This window comes from Azospirillum sp. BE72, from assembly GCF_031455875.1.
Classification (GTDB): domain Bacteria; phylum Pseudomonadota; class Alphaproteobacteria; order Azospirillales; family Azospirillaceae; genus Azospirillum.
The window spans coordinates 348,859-371,550 of the sequence record NZ_JAVDTO010000004.1; the positions used below are offsets into that span (position 1 = coordinate 348,859).

Sequence of the window (22,692 nt, forward strand, 5' to 3'; positions counted from 1 at the left end):
GGCGCGTGTTTGTGCCATCGTCGCACCTCGCCCGGCCAAGGGTGGCCGGCTGCCGAGGAGAACCCCGTCCGATGAACGCCTTGCGGCGTCTGTCCATCCCCGCCCTGCTGCTTGCCCTGCTGGCCGCCCTGGTCGCAGCCAAACCCTGGCTGCACGGCCATCTGGAGCCCGTCGTCGGCCGATCGCTCAGCAACGGACTCGACATCGCCGTCGCATCGGCCGCTTGGTTGATAGCCGCCTGGGGCGGCGCGCGCCTGATCGACCTGCTGGCGGCCGGAAATGGCGGCACCAATCCTGATGGCACGCCCCGGCCGCCCCGCTTCCCACGGCTGCTGGCCGATCTGCTGCGCTTCTTCGTCTATGGCGTCGCGGTGCTGGCGATCCTGGCCTTCGTGCTGGAACAGCCGGTGACCGGGCTGCTGGCGACCTCCGGCGTCGCCATTGCCGTGCTTGGCTTCGCGCTCCGCAATATCATTGCCGACATCTTCGCCGGCATCGCACTGAACGTCGAGCACCCCTATCATATCGGTGACTGGCTGGAACTGTCGCCCGGCGTGGCCGGCCGGGTCGACGAGATCAACTGGCGCGCCACGCGCCTGATCGCCGGCGACGGCACCGCCGTCATCGTGCCGAACGGCATCGTCGCCGGCAGCCGCTTCGTCAATTTCAGCCGTCCCAGCCCGGCCTTCCGCGCTTCCGTGCCGATCCTGCTTGACCATGACGTTCCGGTGGAGCGCGCAAAGCGCATCCTGCTGTCCGCCATGCTCTGCGCCGACGGCGTTCTGCCCACCCCGCGTCCCGACGTGATCGTCGAGGCGGTGACGCCCAACGGCATCTCCTATCAGGCCCGCTTCTGGGCCGACGACGGCGGTCGGGTGGCGCTGGTGCGGGATGCCGTGCTGACGGCGGTGATGGGCAACCTCGCCCGCGCCGGGATCGGGCCTGCCTGTCCGAAGCAGGAGGTTCGCGAGCACCAGCCCGTCCATGCGGATACCGACTTGTTGCGGCACAACCTGCTGCGTCAACTGCAACTGTTCGACGCCTTCGACGACGAGGAACTGGGGGCGCTGGCCGAAGCAATGCGCGAGGTCCAACTCCCGGCCGGCACCTCCGCCGTCCGCCAGGGCGAGGCCGGGGAATCGCTGTTCGTGATCGCGGAGGGTGCGTTCGACGTCGAGGTCGCCGCTCCGGCCGCCGACGGCCCTGCCGACTCCGATGACGGCCAGCATCCGGGCGTGATCCACCTGACCCGCCTGCGGCCGGGCGACCTGTTCGGCGAGATGTCGCTGCTGACCGGCCAGCCGCGCAGCGCCTCGGTCGTCGCCTGCACCGACGCTGTGGTGTACGAGCTGGCGCGCAGCCATCTCGACCCCGTGCTGCGCCAGCGTCCGCAATTGGCCGAGCGGCTGGCCGACCTGATGGCCGACCGCCAGTCCCGCAACACCGTCCAGCGCAACCGCCAGCAGGGCGTCGCCCCGCCTCCGCCGGCGGAATCGCAGGCGCTGCTGGCCCGCCTGCGCAATTTCTTCAAACTTTGAAGGGAAGCCATCCCCAAAACGCCGCCGCCGGGGAACCTTGGGCGCCGCCAACCGTTATGCCGCGCGGGTGCCGGTGGTGCATCGAGCGGGAGAAGGGCCGGCATCCACGAACGCTCCCAACGGGTGGCGGCCGCATTCCGCAGCCGGCGCCCCCGGTGTTTGGCCCTTCTTGCGGGTCGAGCGCCCCTTCGTCCTGAACCAACGAGGAGGCTCGACAGCCGATGTGCGGACTGAGTGGCGAGATACGTTTCAAGACCGGCGAGGCGGCCAGCACGGCTGCGGTCCAGGCCATGTGCGACCGGCTGGAGGCGCGCGGGCCGGACGGCCATGGCCTGTTCGCCCATGGCCGCGTCGCCTTCGGCCATCGCCGGTTGAAGATCATCGACCTCAGCGAGGCATCGCAACAGCCGATGGTGGACTCCGCCCTCGGCCTCGCCATCGTCTTCAACGGCTGCATCTACAATCACCGCGAACTGCGCGAGGAACTGGCCGGGCTTGGTTACAGCTTCTTCTCCGACGGCGACACCGAGGTCCTGATCAAGGCCTATCACGCCTGGGGGCCGGATTTCGTCAAGCGCATGAACGGCATGTTCGCCTTCGCCATCCACGAGCGCGACAGCGGACGCGTCGTGCTGGGCCGCGACCGCCTGGGCATCAAGCCGCTCTACCTCGCCGACATTCCGGGTGGATTGCGCTTCGCCTCCTCCCTGCCGGCCCTGGTGGCGTCAGGCGGCATCGAAACCGACATCGATCCGGTGGCGCTGCACCATTACATGAGCTTCCACGCCGTCGTTCCGGCGCCGCACACCATCCTGAAGGGCGTGCGCAAGCTTCCCCCCGCCACCACCCTGATCGTCGAGCCGGACGGCACCCGCCGCGAGACCAATTACTGGTCGCTGAATTTCGGGCCGCAGGCCGGCGACGAGGGCCGCGACTTCGCCGACTGGCGCGAACTGGTGCTGGAGACGCTGACCCGCGCCGTCCGCCGCCGGCTGGTCGCCGACGTGCCGGTCGGCGTGCTGCTGTCGGGCGGGCTGGACAGCTCCCTCATCACGGCGCTGCTGGCCGAGAACGGGCAGAGCGGGCTGAAGACCTTCTCCATCGGTTTCGAGACGGTGGGGGACGAGCGCGGCGACGAGTTCCAGTATTCCGACATCGTCGCCCGACATTTCGGCACCGACCACAACCGCATCTTCGTCGATTCCGCCCGTGCCCTGCCCGAGTTGCGCGACTGCGTGCGCGCCATGTCGGAGCCGATGGTCAGCCACGACAACATCGGCTTCTTCCTGCTGTCGCAGGAGGTGGCGAAGCAGGTGAAGGTGGTGCAGTCGGGCCAGGGCGCCGACGAGGTGTTCGGCGGCTATCACTGGTACCCGCCGCTGCTGGAAAGCAGCGACGCCGTCGGCGATTATGCCCGCGTCTTCTTCGACCGCGACCATGCGGAGATGGTCGACGCGCTGGACCCGCGCTTCCTCGGCGAGGACCATTCCCGCCGCTGGCTGGAGCGTCAGTTCGCCATGCCCGGCGCCGAGCGGGCGGTGGACAAGGCGTTGCGGCTCGACACCACGGTGATGCTGGTGGACGACCCGGTGAAGCGGGTCGACAACATGACGATGGCCGCCGGGCTGGAAGCGCGCGTGCCCTTCCTCGATTACGAGCTGGTGGAGCTGGCCGCCCGGATCCCGGCCGAAATGAAGCTGGCCGAGGGCGGCAAATACGTCCTGAAGGAGGCGGCCCGCCGCGTCGTCCCGGCCGAGGTGATCGACCGGCCGAAGGGCTATTTCCCGGTACCGGCGCTGAAATACCTGCGCGGTCCCTTCCTGGAGCTGGTGCGCGACGTGCTGAGCGCCCCTGCGGCGCGCGAACGCGGCCTGTTCCGGCGCGACTATCTGGACCGGCTGCTGGCCGACCCGGAACGCCACATCACGCCCTTGCGCGGGTCGAAGCTGTGGCAGGTGGCGCTGCTGGAATTCTGGTTCCAGGAACAGGGCTTCTGACAGCCCATCCGGCCATTCCATACCAAACAAGCGCTCCGCCGGGGCATCCGGGCGCGGGACCGATCCGCATTCCGGGATGTTTTCCGAACATGGAGCCGCATCCGACGATCAGGGGGACCCCATGAGCTACGCCCGAGTGAAACCGCACCGGCTGGAGCGCGCCGCCAGCGCCAGCCTGCGCCACACCCGGCGCTACACCGGCCGCCCGCCGGCGGCCGGGCAGGGGGCCGGGCAAGCGGCCGGGCAGGGCGCGGTGGCCGAGGCGCCGCGCGCCGACGTGGTGGTCGATTGCGGCTGGGGCCGGCTGATCTTCGCCCACACCTTCGACGATCTCGACCGCATGATCGACACCCTGCGGCAGGAGGCGCCGGGCACCCGCGACATCGTCTTCTACCTGCAGGACCCGCATGTCGCCCTGTCCCGCGCCCCGCAGGAGCTGTTCCTCGATCCCTCCCACACCTTCCGGCTCTGGCTGACCGACTACCGCCCGTCGCGGCGCCGGCCCAAGGGCTACAGCGTCCGCCGCCTGCGCACGCGCGAGGATGCGGAAGGCGTGCAGCGCATCTATGCCCGGCGGCGGATGGTGCCGGTTTCCGCCTCCTTCCTGGTCGCGACGCGCAACAGCCGGGTGCTGACCCATTTCGTCGCCTGCGACGACGCCACCGGCGAGGTGATCGGCTCGGTCACGGCGGTCGACCATGGCCATGCCTTCGCCGATCCGGAGAACGGCAGTTCGCTCTGGTGCCTGGCGGTCGATCCGCAGGCCTCATTTCCGGGCATCGGCGAGACGCTGGTCCGCACGGTGGCGGAGCATGTCCAGGCACGCGGCCGCGCCTTCCTCGACCTGTCGGTGCTGCACGACAACGAGAACGCCATCGCGCTGTATGAGAAGCTGAATTTCCGCCGCATCCCGGCCTTCGCACTGAAGACCAAGAACCCGATCAACGAGCGGCTGTTCACCGGACCGCAGCCCGGCGAGCGGCTGAACCCCTACGCCACCATCATCGTCAACGAGGCGCGGCGGCGCGGCATCGGTGTCGACGTGCTGGACGCGGAGGCCGGCTATTTCTGCCTGACCTGGGGCGGGCGCAGCGTGGTCTGCCGCGAATCCCTCAGCGAGCTGACCACCGCCGTCGCCATGAGCCGCTGCGACGACAAGGCGGTGACGCGGCGCGTGCTGGAGCGCGCCTGCCTGAATGTCCCCGCCCAGGCGGTGGCGGGGGAGCCTGCGGAGAACGCCGCCTTCCTGGAGACGCATGGCCGCATCGTGGTGAAGCCGGCCCGTGGCGAGCAGGGCCGCGGCATCACCGTGGACGTGCGCGATGCCGAAACGATGGAGCGTGCCGTCGCGTCGGCCCGCCAGCATTGCGACACCGTGCTGCTGGAGCAGTTCTGCGAAGGGCAGGATCTGCGCATCGTCGTCATCGATAAGAAGGTGGTCGCTGCCGCGGTGCGCCGCCCGGCCGAGGTCATGGGCGATGGCACCCACAGCGTCCGCGAGCTGATCGAGGCGCAGAGCCGCCGCCGAGCCGCCGCCACCGGCGGGGAGAGCCACATCCCGCTGGACGCCGAGACCGAACGCTGCCTTGCCGCCGCCGGCAAGTCGCTGGACGACGTGCTGCCGGCGGGGGAGGTTCTGCCGGTGCGCAAGACCGCCAACCTGCACACCGGCGGCACCATCCACGACGTGACCGACAGCCTGCATCCCGAACTGGTGGAGGTGGCGACCGTCGCCGCCCGCGCGCTGGACATCCCGGTGGTGGGGTTCGACCTGCTGGTCGAGGCGCCGGACCGGCCGGGCTACGTCTTCATCGAGGCGAACGAGCGCCCCGGCCTCGCCAACCACGAACCGCAGCCGACGGCGGAACGCTTCGTCGACCTGCTGTTCCCGCAGACGCGGGGAGTGTTCTGAGGGGGAGGTTAGGTGGGGGCCAGTGCAGGCGCCTCAGCAGGAGGAAAATCCAACCATGGCCGTGCCGCTGCCCATCGACATGGGCTATGTCACCGACATCCTCTACCGGCTGCTGACCACGCCCAGCCCGACCGGCTACACCACCGACGTGGTCCGGCTGTGCTGCGCCGAGCTGGAGCGGATGGGCATCTCCTACGAGCTGACCCGTCGCGGCGCCATCCGCGCCGACCTGAAGGGCGTGCGGGGCAGCCCGGATCGGGCGCTGGTCGCCCATGTCGACACGCTGGGCGCCCAGGTGAAGATGCTGAAGGACAATGGCCGGATGGAACTGGTCCCCATCGGCCACTGGTCGTCCCGCTTCGCCGAGGGCGCGCGCTGCACCGTGCTGACCGACCGCGGCCCCTGGCGCGGCACCATCCTGCCGCTGAAGGCGTCGGGACACACCTTCAACAAGGAGGTCGATACCCAGCCGGTCAACTGGCAGCAGGTGGAACTGCGCGTCGACGTACCCGTCGCCAACCGGCGCGATCTGGAGGAGCGCGGCTTCAACATCGGCGATTTCGTCGCCATCGACCCGCAGCCGGAATTCCTGGAGAACGGCTACATCGTCTCCCGCCATCTCGACGACAAGGCGGGCGTGGCGGTGATGCTGGGCGCGGCCAAGGCGGTGGTGGAGGCCGGAGCCGCCCTGCCGGTGGACTGCCACCTGCTGTTCACGATTTCCGAAGAGGTCGGGTCCGGCGCCTCGTCGATCCTGCACCAGGACGTGGCGGAGATGGTGACCATCGACAACGGCACCACCGCCCCCGGCCAGAACAGCAGCGAATTCGGCGTCACCATCGCCATGGCCGACAGCACCGGCCCCTTCGACATGGCGCTGACCCACTCGCTGCTGACCTTATGTCAGGCGCAGAACATCCCGCACCAGCGCGACGTCTTCCGCTATTACCGCTGCGACAGCGCGTCCGCCATCGAGGCTGGCAACGACATCCGCACGGCGCTGGTCTGCTTCGGCATCGACGCCTCGCACGGCTACGAGCGCATCCATGCCGACGCGCTGGAGAGCCTCGTGCGGCTGCTGGTGCTGTACATGCAGAGCCCGCCGCGGGATTAGCAGGCCGTCTTCCCGTCCCGCCGCACCTCCTCCAGAACCCGGCGCAGTTCGCCGGGGTGCAGCGGCTTGTGCAGGAAGGCGCAGCCGCGGCGCTGGCCCTCCAGCAGGGATTCCGGCGCGGTCTCGCCGGTCAGCACCACGGCGGGGATGTCGGCCTTGAACAGCTTGCGCACGCGGTCGATCACGTCGAAGCCGGACACCTTTCCCGGCAGGCGCAGGTCGGTCAGAATGGCGTCGGGCGGTCCCTCCAGCCCATCGACCGCCGCGAAGACCTCGCGCATGTTCGATGCGGAGACGAAGGTGCAGCCCCAGCTTTCCAGAGTCAGCAGCAGGCCGGACAGCACCATGCTGTCGTCGTCCACCACCAGGATGCGCATTCCGTCCAGCGGCACCCCCGACGGGCCGCCGTCGACGTGCCCCCCGACCGTCGGGGTGTCGGCCGGCGCCTCGCCCTCCAGCCGGTTCACGGTGACGGCGAAGACCGACCCGCGCCCCGACCGCGACTGCACCTCGATCGGTGCCTGCAGCAATACCGACAGCCGCCGCACGATGGCCAGGCCCAGGCCCAGGCCGCGGGTCGGGTCGCGGCTGGGGTTGGTCAGTTGGTGGAACTCGTCGAAGATGACGTCCAGTTTGTCCTGCGGGATGCCGAAGCCGGTGTCCCACACCTCGATCCGCCACTGCCCGTCACGCTTGCGCAGGCCCAGCAGGATGCCGCCGCGCTGGGTGTAGCGGATGGCGTTGGCCAGCAGGTTGCGGACGATGCGGCTCAGCAGGATCGGGTCGCTGCGGGTGACCGCTCCGCCCGCCACATCCGGCACATGGACGCGCAGGCGCAGGCCCTTCTCCTCCGCCTGCGGGCGGAATTCCTCGGCCAGCGACTGCAGCAGACCATCCACCGAAACCGGCTGGAGGTCTGGCTCCACCGTTCCGGCGTCCAGTGTGGAGATGTCCAGCAGGGCATTCAGCAGTTGCTCGCCCGCCGTCATGGCGTTGGCCAGCATCCCGGCGGTGCGGGTCGCCCGCGCATTGCCGTCGACCTGGCTGGTCAGCGCGTCGAGGAACAGCCGCATCGCCTGGAAGGGCTGGCGCAGGTCATGGCTGGCCGAGGCGAGGAAGCGGGAACGCGCCGCGGTGGTCCGCGCCACCTCCGCCCGCATGGTCTCGGCCATCTGCGCGATGGCGCCGTCCAGCGTCGCCGAGGCCAGCACTCCCACCACATGCCCGTCGACCAGCAGCGGCGCGGCGCGCAGGCTCAGCGGCGGGTTGGTCGGCAGGTTCAGCAGCGACGATTCCGGCCGGCCGGCCGCCGTCGGATCCCCTTCGTCCACATAGAGCGGGCGCAGCGCGTCGGCAACCGCCGTCCAGCCGCCGGGCAGCAGGCTGGGGCCGCTCTCGTCGCGGGTGGCGGCGCGCGGGCGGTTCAGCAGGGCGGCCAGCGGCTCGTTGCAGCGGACGGCAGCCATCTCCGGCCCGCCGATCACCAGCATGGTCGGGACCGTGCCGGCGGCGCAGACGCGCCGTGCATTGTCCAGACACTCCCGGTAACGCTGATCGGTCGGTGACATTGGGTTGGCCGAGGATCGGGGCATCGCGTCGGTGTCTTTCGCGTCGGTATCTTTGGGGATCGAGGTCCCGTGGAAGGGCTTGAGGCTGATCGCCATGGGCGCCGGCTCGACCGTCGGACAGTTTCGAAAAGCCCGCAGAGAATAATCGGACGATCGGACTTGTGAAATCACACGATGGCTCTACTCCCTCCTATGCGGATGGTGAAGGCCGCGGCAACCGCATCAGATGGTCCTCAACAAAATATTTCCGCCGCAGAAGCGCCATCAGGCGGACCTTCAGGACATCCATTTCCTGTGCCTTTCCAACGAAATCATCGGCGCCGGCATTCAGGCTGATCATCAATTGCTCTTCGTCGTCCTGGCTGGTCAGGATGACGATCTGGAAGAACAGGCCGCGCTGGCGCCGGAACCTGTCGAATCTTTCGCAGAGCTGCGTGCCGCTGGTTCCCGGCATCACCAGGTCCAGGATGACGCAGTCCAGCCCGCCGCCGGAGAGCGCCGCCACCGCCTCGTCGGCATTGCGGGCGGCGGTGACGGTGCAGCCTTCCTGCTCCAGCTCGGCGCGCAGGAATTCGCGGTAGGTCGCGCTGTCATCGACGATCAGGATGCGGGCGCGGCGGAAAATCTCCGGCACGGTCGGGGGCGCGCTGCGCCGCTCCAGCACGGCGCAGGCATCGTCCACCACCGCCTTGGGGTCGGACGGGTCATGCTCGCCGTCGCCGCGGCCGAGCACCAGCACGGCGGCATCGCTGCGCGCCCGCAGTTCCGCCAGACCGGTCGGGCCGGCAAGCTCGCCCTCGACGATCAGCAGATCCTGCGGCCTGCCGGCGATCTCGGCCAGGGCCGGTTCCACCCCGTCGACGCAGACGGTCTCCACGCCGCGTTCCTCCAGCAGCAGCTTCAGCAGAAGCCCCTGCGTCTGGGAACCCATGACAACCAAGGTGCGGAGTCCGTTCATGACGCCATCATATCGTCGGAGGTCAGTTGCAGCAGCCGTCCGGCCACCCGGTCGAGAGGCAGTTCCTCAACCGCACCGCCCAGCCGCACCGCGGTGCCGGGCATGCTGTGGATCACTGCCGTGGAGGCGTGTTCGGCAATGGTGTAGGCCCCAACCTTATGCATGTCCACCAATCCCCGCGCGCCGTCCTCGCCCATGCCGGTCAGCAGCACGCCGATTCCGGACGCGCCATGGGCGCGCGCCATCGACCGGAACAGCTCCTCGCCGGACGGGCGCTGGCCGCAGACCAGCGGGTCGTCGGACAGGCGGATGGTGCCGCCTTCCACCAGCATGTGGCGGTCGCCGGGCGCCACATAGACGGTGCCGGGCCGTGGGACCAGCCCCGCTTCGCCCAGCTTCACCGGCAGGGGAGAAACGGTGCCCAGCCAGTTGGCGAAGCCGGCCATGAAGGGGGCGCCCATATGCTGGACCACGAAGACCGGCAACGGAAAGCCCGGCGGCAAGTCCTTCAGGATGCGCGCCAGCGCCGCCGGCCCGCCGGTGGAGGCGACCAGCCCGACCGCCCGGAATCGCCGCGGGCGCCCGTCGGCCGTCACCGCCGCCTCGGGGAGCCCGCCGTCGGCGGCGCCATCGGACGGGGCGGCACCGGTGGCCGGCCGCGGCGGCCGGGCGGTGATGCGGTGGCGGATCACCTTCACCTGGCTCATGATGACCAGCTGGGTGCAGAGATGGTGCGCCACCGTCTGGTAATCGGCGCGCGCCACGCTGCCCGGCTTCTCCACCACCGCCAGCGCGCCGGCCTGCAGCGCCCGCATGGGGATGTCGAGGTCGCGCACGTCCGACGCCACCACCACGATCGGCAGCGGGTTCTGCCGCATGATGCGGCTGGTCACCTCGAACCCGTCGATGCCCGGCAGGCGGATGTCGAGCGACACCACGTCGGGCGCCGCCCGCTCGATCATCCGCAGCGCCTGCTCGCCGCTGGATGCGATGCCTGCCACCTCCAGCCGCGGGTCGGCGCCGATGACGTGGCTGAGCAGCTGCTGGATGACGGGGCTGTCCTCGACCACCAGCACACGGATGCGTCGGGAGCCCGCTTTCTCCGGCCCGCTCACAGCAGCCGCCGGATGCCGGCCAGAAGCTCGTTCTGGTCGAAGCGCGTCTTGACGATGTAGGCGTCGGCGCCCAGCCGCAGGCCGCGTTCGCGGTCCTCGTCGCTGGCGCGCGAGGTGACGAGGATCACCGGGATCTCCGCCAGACGCTTGTCCGCCTTCACCGCCTGCAACAGGGCGAAACCGTCCATGCGCGGCATCTCGACGTCACTGATGATCAGGCCAACCTCCATCCCTTCCGACAGGCGCTCCAGGGCCTCGCGCCCGTCCACGCACAGCGTCACCCGATAACCATGGGCTTCGAGGATGCTCTTTTCCAGCGTGCGGGTGGTGATGCTGTCATCGACAACCAGGATATGCGCGCGGGCAGGGGTGGCCTCCTCCGCAGGGCGGGCCGGGGCGGGCAGGACGCTGCCGGGCAGCGGCATCAGGCCGGGAATGTTCAGCACCAGCGCCGGCCCGCCATCGTCCATCAGCGCGGTGCCGAGATAGCGCCCGGAATCGAGCCCGATCTCATCCGCCGCGGTCACCACCGTCTCGCGCGTGGCGACGAAGCGGTCGACCGCCAGCGCCAGTCGCCGGTCCGCCGCCCGCACCACCACCAGCGACAGCGACCGTTCGGCGCTCGGCACCACCGGCGCCTCCATGCCCAGCAGTGCCGCCAGCGAGGTGACGGGGATTTCCTCCTCGCCGATGCGGATCATCGGGGTGCCGACGCCGGAGAACAGGGATTCCGCGGTGGTGGTGCGCAGCCGGACCACGTCGGCCGACGGGATCGCCAGGATCTGGTCCTGCACGGCGACGAAGACCAGCCGCTGGCTCAACAGGCTCAGCGGAACCTCGATGGTGACGGCGGTGCCGCCGTCCGGCCGGTCGGCGATGGTCAGGTTGCCCTGCAGCCGCTCCACCTCCCGCCGGGCGATGGCCAGCCCCATGCCGCGCCCGGCCAGTTCGGTGGTGCGGGCGGCGGTGGAGAAGCCGGACTGGAACAGGAATTCGGTCAGCCGTTCGAGCGGCATCTCCTCGCCCGACGACAGCTCGTCGGCGTCGATCAGCCCGCGCTCCGCCGCCTTGCGCAGGATCGCGCCGCGGTCCAGCCCCCGCCCGTCATCCTCGATGCGCAGGCGCAGGCGCGAGCCCTCCACCGACGCCGCGATGGTCACGCGGGCGGCCGGCCGCTTGCCCAGCGCCAGCCGCTCCGCCGGCGTCTCGATGCCGTGGCTGATGGCGTTCCGCGCGATGTGCAGGATCGGGTCCTTCAGCCGTTGCAGGACGGCGCGGTCGGCCTCCACCTCCAGCCCGCGGACGTCGACCTCGACCTCCTTGCCCTCGGCCCGGCTGATGTCGCGCACCATGCGGCCCAGCCCGCTCAGCTGGTTTTCCGCCGGCAGCATGCGCAGGCGCCGCATGTCCTGCTGGAAGCCGCCGCCCCAGCGCCGCATCGACCACAGCAGCCGGTCATGGCTGCGATGCGCGGAATCCAACGCCCCGCCCAGCGCGCGGAAGCGCCGTTCGAACGCCATCAGCGCCGGCAGGGCGCCGCGCCCGTCCAGCGCATCCGCATCCTTGTCTACCTGGGCGCCGCGCCCGATCTGCCCCCGCAGATGGCGCCACGCCCGGTCCAGCGCCCGCCATTCCCGGCGCATCGCCCGCAATTCCTCGCCCAGCCCGGCCTGGGCCTCCACCTCCGGCAGCAGGGCCGACGCGGTCTCCGACAGCCGCTCCAGCCCTTGCGCCGCGATGCGGACCAACGCCGCGGAGTCGGCGTCGACCGCCTCGGCGCGCGGCCGCGGCGCCCGGCGTTCCGCCCGTGCCGGGCGCACCGGTGCCGCCGTGCTTCGGGCCGGCGGCGGGGGTTCGCCGTTCCGGCCACCGGCCAGACCGTCGAGATCGGCCAGCACGCCGGCGATCTCTACCTCCTCTCCGCCCTGCAGCGACCAGGCGACCAGATCCTCGATGGCGTCCAGCGCCCGGCGCACCACGGCGATGGCGGCGGCGTCCAGTTCCGTTTCGCCTTTCTGCACCGCAATGAAGGCGGCTTCCAGACGGTGGGAGATCGCCTCCACCTCCGGCAGGTCGACGGCGCGGGCGGCGCCCTTCAGGCTGTGGGCGCGCCGGTGGATGTCGACGAGGTCCGGCGCCTCCCCCGTCGCCTCGGCCTCGCGCAGCCCGGCGCGGATCACCGCGAGATGATCCTTGTGCTCAAGCTCGAACGCGGCGAGCAGGCGCTGGCGGATGTCCATCAGGCGCTCCGGGTGGCTCCCTCTCCCGCCCCGGGAGAGGGAAGGGGCACATGCAAAGCATGGGAAGGGTGAGGGGTATTCCAAGGAACCATGCGGTTCGGGTTCCTTGCGCGACCCCTCACCCTCCCCACGCCTGCGGCGTGGGTCCCCTCCCTCTCCCGGGACGGGAGAGGGTGATCATCGCCGAGTGCGATGCCTTGATAGGGTGCGGGGGAAAAGAACACCCGCATCACACCCGGTAGTTCCGCACCGCCTCGACCAGCCCCTGGCCGAGGTTGTTCAGGTTGGCGGCGGCGCCTTCCAACTGGCGGGTTCCGGCGGCGGTCTGGCTGCTGGCCTCGCGGATGTTCTGCAGCGCCTGGATCACCTGTTCCAGGCCGATCTGCTGCTGGTTGGTGCCGGCGACGATCTGCTGGAAGGCCAGCACGCTCTCCTGGATGTTCTCGGCCATGGTGCGGATGGTGGACTGGGTGGCGTCGGTCTGGCGCTTGCCGGCGGCGACGCGCTTCACCGCCTCCTCCGTCAGCATGACCGAGGCGTTGATGCCGTGCTGGATCTCCGACAGGTTGGAGCGGACCTGGGCCGTCGCCTCCTTCGACTGGTCGGCCAGGCTCTTGATCTCGCCGGCCACGATGGAGAAGGTGCGGCCATGCTCGCCGGCCGCCGCCGCCTCGATGGCGGCGTTCAGCGCCAGCAGGTGGCAGCGCTCGGCGATGTCGTTCACCGTCACGATGATCTCGCCGATCGCCTGGGTGCGTTCCGACAGCATGACGATGTTCTCGGCCACCGCCTCGGCCTGTTCGCGGATGGCGTCCATCGCCTGGATGGTGTCGTCGACCGCCTTCATGCCGGAATGGCTGGAGGTCGCCACCGTCTGGGCGCCATGGGCGACGTCCTGGGCGCGGCGGTTGATCTGGGCGCCGGATTCCGTGATTTCCGACAGGGTGGCCGTGGTCTGCTCCACCGCAGCCAGCTGTTCGGCGACGCTGGCCGACTGCTGCTGGGTCGAGGCGCGGATCTGCGCGGTGGCGGCGTGGACGCTCTCGGCGGTCTCGCGGGTGGTGCGGGCCATCGACTTCAGCCGGCCGGCCATCTCGTTCAGGTGCCGGCCCAGGACGGCCAGCTCGTCCTTGCCGGGGATCGTGACCTCCTGCGTCAGGTCGCCGTGGCCAATCCTGGTGACGAAATCGATGGCGCGGCCGAGCCGGCGGGTGATGGAGCTGCCGATCAGATAGGCCACCCCCACCGCGATCAGGAAGACGATGACCAGCGCGATGATCGACGACTGGATTGCCGAGTTGTAGATCGCCCGGATGTCCTCGCGGCCGGTCTCCGTCAGCCGGTCGATGGCGCTCTGGGCGGCGGCGATGCGCGCCTCCATGTTCTTGCGCAGCTCGTCCACCCGCTGGCGGCGCTGCAGCGCTTCTGGCACCTGGTTGCGTTCCAGCATGGTGTAGATGGTGCGCGCCTCCTCGCCCACCGCGGTGATGGCGCGGCTCATCTCGGTGACCGCGGTGTCCAGCTCGACCCAGCCCTTGCGGCGGTTGTCGGTCACGCTGTAGGAGGAGCGTTCCGCCACCATCGCGCGCAGCCGGCCCAGCGTGTCGCGCAGCTTCGTCCCGACCACGTCATACTGCCGGTGCAACGGAACCATGATGGCCGGAATGTCCGCGACCCTCCCTTCCGCATTGGCGACGCTGACGGCGTTCAGCGCGGTCTCGCGCGTGCTGCGCAGCTCCGCCTGCAGGTTGCCGACGTCGGTCACCAGGTTGGCGGCTTCGGTGTCGTAGCTGGACACCGCCATGATGACGGTCAGCGCGTCGGAGAAACGCGCCATCTGGTACAGCGCCAGCAGCGCGGTCAGGACGCAGACCACGCCGAACCCCAGGACCAGCTTGTGCGCGACTTTGATGTTCATTCTCGGACTCCAGCCCCGGTCGGCTCAAATGCAGATGGATCGTTCTTGACGGCAGGGTTCAGGTCTTCACGGCGTCGAGCAATGCCGCCATGTCGAGGATCGCCATGCGGTCCCCGGCGATCGCCCGGACCAGCGGCCCGGCCTCCGCCGGAGCGGGGGTGCGCGGCGGGACGATGTCGGCCACCCGCTCCACTTCCCTCAGCCGCAGCGCCGCCGGACGGCCGCCGCCGGTGCGCAGGACCACGGCATAGCCGGGCTGTTCCGCGTCGGTCCCGGTGCCCCGACCGTTCCCGCACAGCCGGTCGACGTCGAACAGCCGCATCACCCGGCCGGCGACGGCGATCACCCCCAGCACGGCGTGCGGCGCCCCCGGCACGCGGGCCAGCCGCGGCATCGGGACGATCTGGCCGAGATGGCGCAGCTCCATCCCGTACAGCGTCTCGGCTCCGCGCGCGACCAGCATGGGGATGCCTGCGCTTTCCCGGTCGAAGGCGGGCGGTGGTTCGGCGAGTTCCGCGGCGCGGCGGTCCAGCATGGCGTCGGCCCAGGGGCCGCGGCCGGCGAAGGTCTGCGCCAGGACGGCGTTGCGGTGCGCCAGCCTCTCGCGCACCTCCTGCCAGTCGATGGAGCTGTCTGTTTCCCGCCCTTGGGAAGGATCCCGGTTCATCAGCCCTCCTCACCGGTCAGCCAGAGGTCGAGCATCCCGCGCAGCTCCTGCACGGTCAGTCCGCCGCCCTCCGCCACCGCCTCGTCGTCGGCAAGGCTCTCCAGCGCTTCGCGGGCGTTGCGGAAATGGCGCTGCGCCGGGACCAGCCTGCCACGGCGCCAATAGGCCAGCGCCAGATGATAGTCGGCCAGCACGAAACGCGGGTCGAGATACAGCGCCCGCTTGAAGGCCGCGACCGGATCGCCGACGCCCAGATCCTCCTCGACCAGCCCCAGCTGGTAATGGGCCGCGGGGTCCATCCGGTTGGCCTCCACCCGCGCCAGACAGGCTTCCAGCAGGGAAGAGCGCTCGTTGCTCTCCGACGGATTCGGCGGATTCGGTGCCGCGGGCGGGGGGGCCGCCTTGGGCTGCGCCTTCGCCGTGGGCTTGGCCGCCGCCATGCGCCGCGGCTTGACGGCCGGCATCGGCGCCGGTGCGGCGGGGGACGGGCTCGGCGTGGCGACGGGCGCCGGTGCGGCCCGGTCGCCCTGCTTGCGGTAGAGCGTCGCGCCGGGGACCGAAACCGGGATGAACAGTTCGTTCATCTGCGGTCCGGCCTCGGCATGGCCGACCACCAGCCATCCGCCGTCGGCCAGCGCGTTGTGCAGGTTCGCCAGCAGACGGTGCCGCGTCGCCTCGTCGAAATAGATCATGACGTTGCGGCAGAGGATGATGTCGAAATGCCCGATGCCGTGGGGATAGGACGGGATGGCTCCTTCCACCAGATTGAACGGCATGAAGCTGGTCCATTGCCGGTACTTCGGCTTCACCGACCACAGCTTGTCCTGGCGGTCGAAGCAGGCCTCCAGCGTCTCCGGCGACAGGCCGCGGACCGCCCAGTCGCCATAGGTGCCGCGGCGGGCCTGCTCCAGGAAGGCGCCGTTGATGTCGGTGCCGACGATGTGGACCTGCCAGCCTTCCAGCTGGTCGGCGAAATGCTGCTTCAGCAGGATTTCCATCGTGTAGGCTTCCGGCCCGATGGAACAGCCCGCGCTCCAGATCCGCAGCAGCCGCGTCGTCTGGTTGCGGCGGATGCACTCCGGAATGGCAACGGCGCGCAATGCGTCGAACTGCTCGATGTAGCGGAAGAAGAAGGTCTCCCCCACCGCCAGCTCGTTGATCAGCCCCTGATACTCCGGCCCGCCCGGTCCCTGCGCCTCCAAGGCCGCCAGATAGCCGGCGACGGTCGTGATCCGGCCGAAGGGCAGGCGGCGGTTGATCCGCTCGGCGAAGGCGGAATCCTTGTCGGCGTAATAGGCGAGCCCGGTGGCGTCGATCACCATCGCCTTCAGGCGCGGGAAATGCGGGTCGCGGCGGATCGCCTCGATGGCTGCGGCCGCGGTGGCGGCGGGATTGGCCGGTGTCATGCCGCACCCTCCCAGCGGGCCAGCCGCCGTTCCTCCGCCGCCCGGAAGGCGTCGAGCAGCCGGCCCTCCGCCTCGCTCAGCAGCCGGTCGGGGTCGAGCAGCGTCACGGTGCCGGCGCGCCCGGTCACCCGGTCCGGGAAGGCACCGGCCGCACAGCCGTTGAAGGACAGCGACGGATCGGAGGCCAAGCGCTCCTCCGCCGGCAACGCCACGTCGCCATGGACCTGATCGACCAGCAGCGCGGTCGGACGCCCCTGCCAGGTGATCAGGATCAGCGGCGCGTAAAGCCCCGTTTCGCCGCCGCCCGCCGCCCCGTCCACGACGAGATCCAGCAGAACGCCCAGGCGCAGGACCGGCACAACCTCCCCATGATAACGGAACACCCCCTCGACCGGCTGCGGCGCGGTGGGCAGGCGGTCGAGCCGCGGCAACGGCAGAAAACGCCGCACGGAGTCCACCGGCAGCGCCAGCGCTTGACCGGCAACCGAGAACACGACGCAACGGAAGGGCGATGGCGCGGAAGGGCCGTGGGTGGTGCTTTGGGAGAGGCTGTGCGTGGGGTGCGGTGACATCCGTCCGTCGATGGTCTGGAATCCGACCGGGAACATGCCCGATCACGACTGGAATGCGAATTACGCCAAAGGTTTACGCCGGACGATCTATGCCCGGCCCGCCGGATTCGGGACCTTTGCCTGAGTGCTTTGCCGGTCTACTGTCTTCCGCCATGCCGAAAAGCCGGCAAAGATCAGCCGAACCAACGACAAAGGGAGAGACGAGACGATGCCCGGCCGCCATTTCGAGGATTTCCGCATCGGCGACGTGATCGAATCGGAAGGGGCGACCCTCACCGACAGCCAGATCATGGATTTCGCCCTGCGCTTCGATCCGCAGCCCTTCCATATGGATGCGGTCGCTGCGGCCGACGGCCCGTTCCAGGGGCTGATCGCCAGCGGATTCCACACCCTGTCGCTGACCTTCCGCCTGATCCGCGACACCGGCATCATCACCGGCACCAGCCTGGGCGGCTCAGGCATGGACGAGCTGCGCTGGCTGCGCCCGGTGCGCCCTGGCGACACCATCCGCGTCCGGGTGGAGGTGGTGGAGACGATCCCGTCGCGCCGCGGCGACCGCGGAACCGTGCGGCTGGCCTACACCACGTTGAACCAGCGGGGGGAACCGGTGATGACCTGCATCATGAACCACATCGTGGCCGGCCGGACGGTCGCCGTCTGAACGCCTCTCCCCAATGCTGTCCCGACCGGCCAAAAACCGACCTCCGCGCTCTGCCATGACAATTTTGTTAACCAGAGCTGCGCCGATTTCCGCAGCCCCTCCATTGCCAGTTCGCAGGTGCGGGACTATCTGACCGCTCCGCACAGTCCACGCTGGCAAGATGTTGGAAATAAAGGCAGTCCGCAATGCGGACGATTAATTTTCCTTCATCCCCGCAAAGCTGACGGAAGAAAAGACGGGGTTCTCGCGTCCACTGCGCAGGGACCGCGAAAAAAAGGTCTGGCCACCCCGGTCGGGTGGCCGCAAGAGGTTTGGGAAAGGGTTGGTCACCATGCTTTGCAACATCGTCACAGTCGCCTCGCTTGGCGTCCTCCTGCTATCGGGCATCGGCTTCAGCGTCACCAAGCCGCCGAAGCAGGATCGCGAACAGCGTGTCGATGTGCCGCGCCGCCCGCTGGGCGAGAACATTATGGGCTGATGCCCGCTCCCTCCGCCTCGGGCGGAGGGGACGACGGGGGAGGGGGGAAGCGCCGCAATCATCAGTTCAGCGGCGCCGGCCCCCCGATCCTGGCCTCCATCCCCAAGGGGGAGCGAAGGTCCGAATCATTCAAATCTCGATCAACGCGTATGGCCGGCCGGTTTCCTTCGGGATGGTCTGCGCCACATTGTAGACCGGCGTGCCGCGCAGCGTCTTCCCCGAATAGGTCCCGTGATGGGCATGGCCGTGGGCGATGGCGCGGACATTGTCGAAGCGGTCGATGGTCTCGGCCAGCCGCGAAGATCCCAGGAACGGAAAGATCTCCGTCGGCTCCCCTTCCACCGTCGCGGCGATGGGGGCATAGTGCAGCACCACGAACACCCGTTCGGTATCCAACTGGCGCAGCGCGCTTTCCAACCGCATCGCCTCGTTCACCGCCTCATGGACGAACTGCTTGATCGCCGGTTCGCCGAAGCTGTCCAGCATCCGGTTGCCGAACCCGCCGCCGAAGCCCTTCACCCCGGCGAAGCCCACTCCGCCGATCTCCTGCGGCGCGCCATCGAGGAAACGCACGCCGGCCTGGGTCAGGATGTGCTGCACCTCCTCCAGATGGCCGCATTCGTAATCGTGGTTGCCGAAGACCGCGACGATGGGAATGCCGATGGCGCGCAGGGCATCGGCCAGGATTTCCGCCTCGTGCGGCTTGCCGTGGTTGGTCAGGTCGCCGCACAGCGCCAGCACGTCGGCCTTGCCGGCGATCTCCTGGAACAGCTCGCGATAGGGGTACTGGGTGGTTTCCCCGACATGAATGTCGCCGATGGCGGCGACGGTCAGCCTGCGCTCATCCATTCTTCTTCTCCCTTGGGATCTCCTTCGTGCCCTCCTCCCCGACGACGTCGGCGAAGCCCCATTGGGTGACGTCGATCAGGTAATCCTCGCGCGAGAACAGCCGGCCCCGGCAGATGCGGGTCTGGGCGACCGGTAGCTTGGCGCGCTCCTGCATCCGTTCGAGCAGTTCCGCCACCAGCCAGTCGGGCACGCAATCGCGTTCGGTCGGGTAGATGAACCGGAAGTTCAGGAGGTGGATCAGCAGCACCTCCCAATATTGCTCCATATGGGCGAGCAGCCTTTTCCAGTCGACCTTGTCGTGCTGCTTCAGGATCAGGTGCGCCACGTCCGGACCATCGTATTTGTGACGCATCTGGACGAAGGATTTGGAGAAGATCATCTCCGTCGGCGCCACCAGCCGCACATCGGCGCCGCAGATCACCGCGCGATGTTCTTCCTTGAACCAGCGGTCGTTGACCGGGTTTATGGCGACCGCCGAATTGAAGATGACGTCGAAGAACAGGTCGCCATGCTTGACCTTGCCGATCCAGCGTTCGTCTTCGATCTCCGTCCCGAAGCCATGGTCCTGGAAGTGACCCAGGATGCGCGGGAAGTCGCCACCGCAGCAGAAGACGTCGATGTCCTTGGTCGGCCGGTTGATCCCGGTATAGGCGCTGACCGCATAGGTCCCGCCCAAGAGGAACGGGATGCCCGACTGGGTCAGCAGCTTGAGGCTTTCGGTATAGAAGGCTTCGGCCTCCGCGGAGACGGTGGCGCTGCCCTCACGGAGTTCGCTCATGTACCACTCCCCCCAATGCACCGGCTTTGCGCGCCGGCATGGCACGTTGCCCCGATACAACAGGGCAGGGGGGCAAGCGTTGCAGGGGTGGCGTACGGTGGTCCCGTCAGCCCGCTCTCAGAAGGGAGGCGAGCTGCTCGGCGAGAGCCTGTGGCCGGAAAGGCTTGTGCAGAATCGCACAATGCTCGATCCCCTCCGGCTTGTCGGCATATCCGGTGATGAGCAGGACAGGCAGCTCCGGCGCCAGGCGCCGCGTCTCCCGGATCAGGGCGACGCCGCTCATTCCGGGCATGGCGTAGTCGGTGATCAGGACGTCGACCGCCTCCGCGTCCTGAAGAAACTGCAGCGCTTCGACCCCGCTCGCGGCGGCGAGCACGTTGTAGCCGAGCATCTCCAGAACCGCCGAGGCGCCGGTTCGGACCAGATGGTCGTCGTCGGCCAGCAGCACGACCTTGCGGCTTGCCGGCATCGTTTCCGGTGCCGGCGCCGGTGCCGTGGTCTCGACATCGACGGCGCGTGGAATGAAGATGGTCACCGAGGTGCCCCTGCCGGCCTCGCTGGCCATCGTCACCCCGCCGCCGGACTGGGCGACCATTCCATAGACCATCGACAGGCCGAGGCCCGAACCCCTGCCCACTTCCTTGGTGGTGAAGAAGGGTTCGAAGGCCCTGGCCAGCGTCGGCTCGTCCATGCCGGTCCCGGTATCGGCCAGGGTGATCGCCACATAATCGCCGGGCGCCAGTTCCGCCGGGCGTCCGGCTTCGCCCTGCCGCCCGATGGCTACGTTGTCGGTGCGTAGCGTCAGAACCCCGCCCTGGGGCATCGCGTCCCTGGCGTTGATCGCGAGATTGAGGATCGCCGACTCCAGCTGTGCCGGGTCGACCATCACCGGCGCCGTGTCCGCGGGCACATCGATGTCGAAGTGGATCAGGCCGCCCAGCGTGCGTTCCAGCAACGGCTGCATGCTCTCGACGAGGGAAAGCAGCCGTGTCGGCTTGGGCGTGAGCATCTGGCGCCGCGCGAAGGCGAGCAGCGAATGCGTCAGTTGGGCGCCGCGCGTGATGGCCTCCTCCGCGGCGGCGAAAAGCCGGCGCGGCGAACCGTCGGGAACATACCTGTCCAGCACGGCGAGACAGCCGCCGATTCCCTGGAGAAGGTTGTTGAAGTCGTGCGCCATGCCGCCGCTGAGTTGCCCGACGATCTCCATCTTCTGCGCCTGCACCAGCTGGGCGGTGCGCTCCTGGACCAGCCGCTCCAGTTCCTCGCGCGAGCGTTCCAGAACGGCCTCGGCCTCGCGCTGCTCGGTCACGTCGGTATGGACGCCGACCCACTCGCGGATCGCTCCGCCGGCATCGATCAACGGGATGGCGCGGATGCTGAAACGGCGCCAGACACCGTCATGACGCCGCACCCGATGCTCGAAGATGAAGGTCCGCCCTTCCGCCACCGCGGCTTTCCAGGCATCGACGGTCGCCTGGGCGTCGTCGGGGTGAACGGCCCGGGCCCAGCCATAGCCGCGGTACTCGTCATGGGACTGGCCGGTGAGCGCGGACCAGCCGGGCTGTTCGCCCTGCATCTCGCCATGCGCGTTGTTGGTCCACAGGATGCCGTTGACGGCCTGAACGGCGGCCCGGAAGCGTTCCTCGCTTTCGCGCAGCGCCGCTTCCGCAGCCCGGCGGCTTTCCACGTCGATGAGGACGCCCGGAAAGTTCAGCGGCGTGCCGTCGGGTGCACGCTCGACCCGGCCGTTTGCTTCGATCCAATGGTAACGCCCGTCGTGGCGGCGCACCCGGTACTGGTGGGCATAAGCCCCGCCGCGCCCGATCACCTCTGCGATTGCCGCCATCAGGCCGGGCATGTCGTCGGGATGGACCGTCGCGACGACCTGTTCGATGCCGAGGCCTGTGCTGCAGACCTCCGAAGACAGGCCGAACGAGCGGGCGAACTGTTCGTCCGCGGTGAAATGGTCGGTCGGCAGATGCCAGAACCAGGTGCCGATGATCGCGCCCGCGTCGAGGGCAAGTTGCACGCGCTGGGCGTCGGCGCGGGCGCGGGCCTCGCTTTCCATCAGCCGGCGCTGCACCATCACCTGTTCGGTGATCTCGGTGCAGGCACAGAACAGGCCGGCGACCGAATCGACATCGCCCCTGAGAGGTGAGTAGGAAAAGGAGAAATGGGTTTCTTCCCGGTAGCCGCGGCGCTCCATGAACAGTGTGATGTCGTCCATCTGCAGCGGTTCACCGCGGTATGCCTGGGCCACGATACCCTCTAGATTGCCGCGTATCTCGCTCCAGACGTCGAGAAAATCCTGTCCCATCGCCAGCGGATGCTTGTTGGCGAGGATTTCGGCATAGGGCGTGTTGTAGATCAGCGTGCGCTCCGCCCCCCAGACCACGAACATCGGCTGGTTCGAGCCGAGCATGACGCCGACGATCGTCTTGAGGGGCTGCGGCCAACGCTCCGGCGGACCCAGGGAGGTGTGCGTCCAGTCCTGCGCCAGAATGAGTTTGCCGGCGGCCCCGCCACCGGTCAGGAAAGCCAGCGCGGCCCTATCATGCCCGGAGAGCTGGCTTTCGCCGTCCACGGGGTCGAAGGAAGATGTCAACTGCGGTCTCGCCGGTCGGGGCCAATGGAGAAGCACTATGTCATGAAATTGAGCAAGCGGCTTGCACTTTCCACTATCCCATGTGGGTGCATCTTTCTCGTCAAAGCTTCCGCTTGGCCTTGAGCCTGGCAATTCTGATCTTGATGAGCTGAAGCGTGACTGATTTGCCAGTCGACATTGTTTCGGGATTGAAACAATGAAGGGCTTCTCTTCGACCGGCACCCATGTCGGCAAGCCCTATGCTCGGACCGGCAGGCGGGGCGGAACAACGCCGGAAAGCCGTTCCACGCTGTTCCATCCCGCCAATGCTCCCGCC

17 protein-coding genes are annotated in these 22,692 nt (G+C 68.8%); 6 read left to right on the forward strand and 11 right to left on the reverse strand.

Annotated elements, in window-relative coordinates:
* The first annotated feature begins 71 nt into the window (after nt 1–71).
* The 4 genes from J2Y49_RS16000 (at nt 72) to J2Y49_RS16015 (ending at nt 6,561) form a co-directional block, all read left to right on the forward strand.
* On the forward strand, nt 72–1,538 hold the full coding sequence (locus J2Y49_RS16000; RefSeq protein ID WP_310115851.1) for a mechanosensitive ion channel family protein: 1,467 nt from the start codon (nt 72–74) through the stop codon (nt 1,536–1,538).
* 221 nt (nt 1,539–1,759) lie between these two features.
* Nucleotides 1,760–3,535, forward strand: a complete 1,776-nt coding sequence (locus J2Y49_RS16005; RefSeq protein WP_310115852.1) for an N-acetylglutaminylglutamine amidotransferase — start codon at nt 1,760–1,762, stop codon at nt 3,533–3,535.
* A 121-nt stretch (nt 3,536–3,656) separates the two neighbouring features.
* Nucleotides 3,657–5,447 carry an N-acetylglutaminylglutamine synthetase gene (gene ngg, locus J2Y49_RS16010; RefSeq protein WP_310115853.1) on the forward strand — a complete coding sequence of 597 codons (1,791 nt, stop codon included), beginning with the start codon at nt 3,657–3,659 and terminating at the stop codon, nt 5,445–5,447.
* A gap of 55 nt (nt 5,448–5,502) precedes the next feature.
* Nucleotides 5,503–6,561: an osmoprotectant NAGGN system M42 family peptidase gene (locus tag J2Y49_RS16015; protein ID WP_310115854.1), complete on the forward strand. Its 1,059-nt coding sequence runs from the start codon at nt 5,503–5,505 to the stop codon at nt 6,559–6,561.
* Here J2Y49_RS16015 and J2Y49_RS16020 read toward each other — a convergent pair.
* From J2Y49_RS16020 to J2Y49_RS16055, 8 genes are all read right to left on the reverse strand, one after another.
* Nucleotides 6,558–8,225, reverse strand: a complete 1,668-nt coding sequence (locus tag J2Y49_RS16020; protein WP_310115855.1) for a hybrid sensor histidine kinase/response regulator — start codon at nt 8,223–8,225, stop codon at nt 6,558–6,560. The genes J2Y49_RS16015 and J2Y49_RS16020 overlap by 4 nt on opposite strands.
* A gap of 94 nt (nt 8,226–8,319) precedes the next feature.
* The gene (locus J2Y49_RS16025; RefSeq protein WP_310115856.1) at nt 8,320–9,060 is read right to left on the reverse strand and encodes a response regulator transcription factor; all 741 of its coding nucleotides are present in this window, start codon (nt 9,058–9,060) and stop codon (nt 8,320–8,322) included.
* Nucleotides 9,061–9,083: 23 nt separating this feature from the next.
* Nucleotides 9,084–10,163 carry a chemotaxis protein CheB gene (locus J2Y49_RS16030; RefSeq protein ID WP_310115857.1) on the reverse strand — a complete coding sequence of 360 codons (1,080 nt, stop codon included), beginning with the start codon at nt 10,161–10,163 and terminating at the stop codon, nt 9,084–9,086.
* Nucleotides 10,164–10,198: 35 nt separating this feature from the next.
* Entirely contained in the window at nt 10,199–12,442 is a 2,244-nt protein-coding gene (locus J2Y49_RS16035) for a response regulator (RefSeq protein WP_310115858.1), read from the reverse strand.
* Nucleotides 12,443–12,671: 229 nt separating this feature from the next.
* Nucleotides 12,672–14,360 (reverse strand): methyl-accepting chemotaxis protein, encoded by a 1,689-nt coding sequence (locus tag J2Y49_RS16040; RefSeq protein WP_310115859.1) that lies wholly within the window; start codon nt 14,358–14,360, stop codon nt 12,672–12,674.
* A gap of 58 nt (nt 14,361–14,418) precedes the next feature.
* Complete coding sequence (locus J2Y49_RS16045; protein WP_310115860.1) at nt 14,419–15,027, reverse strand: chemotaxis protein CheW; 609 nt, start codon at nt 15,025–15,027, stop codon at nt 14,419–14,421.
* Nucleotides 15,027–16,433 (reverse strand): protein-glutamate O-methyltransferase CheR, encoded by a 1,407-nt coding sequence (locus J2Y49_RS16050; RefSeq protein WP_310115861.1) that lies wholly within the window; start codon nt 16,431–16,433, stop codon nt 15,027–15,029. Before J2Y49_RS16050 ends, J2Y49_RS16045 begins: the two co-directional genes overlap by 1 nt.
* A complete protein-coding gene (locus J2Y49_RS16055; protein WP_310115862.1) occupies nt 16,430–16,882 on the reverse strand; it encodes a chemotaxis protein CheW in 453 nt (150 codons plus the stop codon). Before J2Y49_RS16055 ends, J2Y49_RS16050 begins: the two co-directional genes overlap by 4 nt.
* 331 nt (nt 16,883–17,213) lie before the next feature.
* On the opposite strand from J2Y49_RS16055, the gene J2Y49_RS16060 reads away from it, so the two are divergent.
* Together J2Y49_RS16060 and J2Y49_RS16065 are read left to right on the forward strand one after the other, a co-directional pair.
* Nucleotides 17,214–17,666 carry a MaoC family dehydratase gene (locus J2Y49_RS16060; RefSeq protein WP_310115863.1) on the forward strand — a complete coding sequence of 151 codons (453 nt, stop codon included), beginning with the start codon at nt 17,214–17,216 and terminating at the stop codon, nt 17,664–17,666.
* 331 nt (nt 17,667–17,997) lie between these two features.
* Nucleotides 17,998–18,144, forward strand: a complete 147-nt coding sequence (locus J2Y49_RS16065) for a hypothetical protein (protein ID WP_310115864.1) — start codon at nt 17,998–18,000, stop codon at nt 18,142–18,144.
* A 129-nt stretch (nt 18,145–18,273) separates the two neighbouring features.
* Here J2Y49_RS16065 and J2Y49_RS16070 read toward each other — a convergent pair whose 3' ends face one another.
* From J2Y49_RS16070 to J2Y49_RS16080, 3 genes are all read right to left on the reverse strand, one after another.
* Nucleotides 18,274–18,993 (reverse strand): metallophosphoesterase, encoded by a 720-nt coding sequence (locus tag J2Y49_RS16070; RefSeq protein ID WP_310115865.1) that lies wholly within the window; start codon nt 18,991–18,993, stop codon nt 18,274–18,276.
* Nucleotides 18,986–19,771: a nucleotidyltransferase gene (locus tag J2Y49_RS16075; protein WP_310115866.1), complete on the reverse strand. Its 786-nt coding sequence runs from the start codon at nt 19,769–19,771 to the stop codon at nt 18,986–18,988. The genes J2Y49_RS16070 and J2Y49_RS16075 overlap by 8 nt, the downstream gene beginning before the upstream one ends.
* Before the next feature lie 106 nt (nt 19,772–19,877).
* Complete coding sequence (locus J2Y49_RS16080; protein ID WP_310115867.1) at nt 19,878–22,376, reverse strand: PAS domain-containing protein; 2,499 nt, start codon at nt 22,374–22,376, stop codon at nt 19,878–19,880.
* Nucleotides 22,377–22,692 lie beyond the last annotated feature (316 nt).